Below are 2,265 nucleotides of genomic sequence, written 5' to 3'. Positions count from 1 at the left end.
CCCCGCAAGTCCTCGATGTTCAGCTCGCTGAAGATCCGCAACTACCGGCTGTTCTTCGCCGGCCAGGTCGTCTCGAACATCGGCACCTGGATGCAGCGCATCGCCCAGGACTGGCTGGTCCTCAGCCTCACCGGCTCCGCGACCGCCGTCGGCGTCACCACCGCCCTGCAGTTCCTGCCGATGCTGCTCTTCGGCCTCTACGGCGGTGTCCTCGTCGACCGGCTGCCCAAGCGCCCCGCGCTGCTGTTCACCCAGTCCGCCATGGCCCTGACCGGGATCGCGCTGGCGCTGCTCACGCTCTCCGGCCATGTCCAGGTCTGGCACGTCTATCTCGCCGCGTTCGCCGTCGGTCTCGCCACGGTCGTCGACAACCCGGCCCGGCAGTCCTTCGTCTCCGAGATGGTCGGCCCGGACCAGCTGCAGAACGCGGTCAGCCTGAACTCCGCGAACTTCCAGTCCGCGCGCCTCGTCGGCCCCGCCGTGGCCGGCGTGATGATCACCGGCGTGGGCACCGGCTGGGCGTTCCTCTTCAACGGGCTGTCGTTCGCCGCGCCGATCGCGGGCCTGCTGCTGATGCGGGCGCGCGAGCTGCACCCCGTCCAGCGCGCCCCGCGCGGGAAGGGCCAGCTGAGGGAGGGCCTGCGGTACGTGGCCGGGCGCCCCGACCTGATCTGGACCATCGCCCTGATCGGGTTCATCGGCACCTTCGGCTTCAACTTCCCGGTGTACCTGTCGGCCTTCGCGGACGACGTCTTCCACGCCGGAGCCGGTTCCTACAGCGCCTTCAACACGCTGATGGCGGTCGGCTCCCTGGTCGGCGCCCTGCTGGCGGCCCGGCGCGGCACCGCACGGATGCGGGTGATGATCGCGGCGGCGATGGCCTTCGGCGCGCTGGAGCTGGTGGCGGCCGTGGCGCCCTCGCTGTGGCTCTTCGCCCTGATCATGGTCCCGATCGGCATGTTCGGCATGACCGTCAACGTCACCGCCAACACCACGGTCCAGATGGGCACCGATCCGGCCATGCGCGGCCGGGTGATGTCGCTCTACATGATGGTGTTCATGGGCGGCACCCCCATCGGCGCGCCCATCGCCGGCTGGATCACCGACGCCTACGGCGTCCGGGCGGGTCTGGCGGTCGGCGGCGCGATCGCGGCGGGCGCGGCGCTCGTCGTCGGCCTGGTCCTGGCCCGCGTCGGCAACCTCCGCCTCACCCTCGGCTGGCACCGGGGCCACCCGGTCGTCCGGTTCGTGCCGCGCGAGGAACTGGCCGCGGCTGCGTGAGCTGCGGGGTCAGTCGCGGGGGAACTCGTCGGTCTTGAGGACCAGGCCGACCGGGGTGCCGGTCAGGTCGACGTCCTCACCGAAGGGAAAGCTGACGTCGCTGTGGTACTTGCCGTCCTTCGGAAGGGTGTGCAGGTGCCACTCGCCGGTGTACGGGTCCACGACCAGGTACACCGGCACCTCGGCAGCGGCGTAGGTGTCCTTCTTCGGGCCGTAGTCGTTGGCCGCCGTGTCCTTGGAGATGACCTCGACGACGAACTCGACGTCCTGATAGCGCCAGCGGCCCTTGCCGTCCTTCACCGACCGTTCGGCCATGGCCGCCAGGTCGCAGGCGAAACCGTTCAGATGGCCGGGGAAGTCGATCCGCACGTCCGAGGCCAGACGCTTCTGCGAATACTTTGCGTCCAACTGCTTCGCGATGCCGAAGATGATCTCCCAGTGGTTCTGCCGCTGCGGTGACATGAAGATGTTTCCCCCGACGATCTCGATCTTCGTTCCCTCGGGGATGGGCATCTTCTCGAGGTGCTCGAACAAGACGTCCAGAGTCAGCTCGCCGCGCTCCTCGGCCATCTCGATCCTGTCTTCAAGAACGGTCACGGTCGCGCTCCTCCCCGGCTGCCGCTCGGTCACGGACAGCCGCGCAGTACAACGATACGTACGGTGACCGGGTCACGCAGGGACATGGCGGCGAGACTGGCCCCATGAGACTCTTCGCCGCCGTGCTGCCCCCCGAGGACGTGACCGGTGAACTGGCCGCAGCGGTGGACGAGTTGCGGAAGCTGCCGGGCGGGGAGGGCCTGCGCTGGACCGGGCGGCCGGGGTGGCACTTCACCCTGGCCTTCTACGGCGAGGTCGATGACGACGTCGTACCGGACCTGTCGGACCGGCTGGAGAGGGCGGCCCGGCGGTCGGCCGCCTTCGCGCTGGCGCTGCGGGGCGGCGGGCAGTTCGGGCACGGGCGGGTGCTGTGGGCGGGAGCCGAGG

General features: G+C 69.8%; 3 protein-coding genes. 2 read left to right on the top strand and 1 reads right to left on the bottom strand.

Annotation, left to right across the window (positions count from 1 at the left end; translation table 11 throughout):
- Window positions 1-15: 15 nt before the first annotated feature.
- Window positions 16-1,281, top strand: a complete 1,266-nt coding sequence (locus GRC12_RS43725; protein ID WP_208785991.1) for an MFS transporter — start codon at window positions 16-18, stop codon at window positions 1,279-1,281.
- A 9-nt stretch (window positions 1,282-1,290) separates the two neighbouring features.
- On the opposite strand, the gene GRC12_RS43720 is transcribed toward GRC12_RS43725, so the two are convergent.
- Window positions 1,291-1,878 carry a Uma2 family endonuclease gene (locus tag GRC12_RS43720; protein WP_208785990.1) on the bottom strand — a complete coding sequence of 196 codons (588 nt, stop codon included), beginning with the start codon at window positions 1,876-1,878 and terminating at the stop codon, window positions 1,291-1,293.
- Between the two features lie 104 nt (window positions 1,879-1,982).
- On the opposite strand from GRC12_RS43720, the gene thpR reads away from it, so the two are divergent.
- The coding region (gene thpR / locus GRC12_RS43715; protein ID WP_208785989.1) for an RNA 2',3'-cyclic phosphodiesterase at window positions 1,983-2,265 on the top strand (283 nt) is incomplete at its 3' end.

Source organism: Streptomyces griseorubiginosus, from assembly GCF_017614965.1.
Lineage (GTDB): Bacteria > Actinomycetota > Actinomycetes > Streptomycetales > Streptomycetaceae > Streptomyces > Streptomyces griseorubiginosus_B.
The sequence above is the reverse complement of the archived record's forward strand: the minus strand, read 5'-3'. Positions and strand labels throughout refer to the sequence as shown.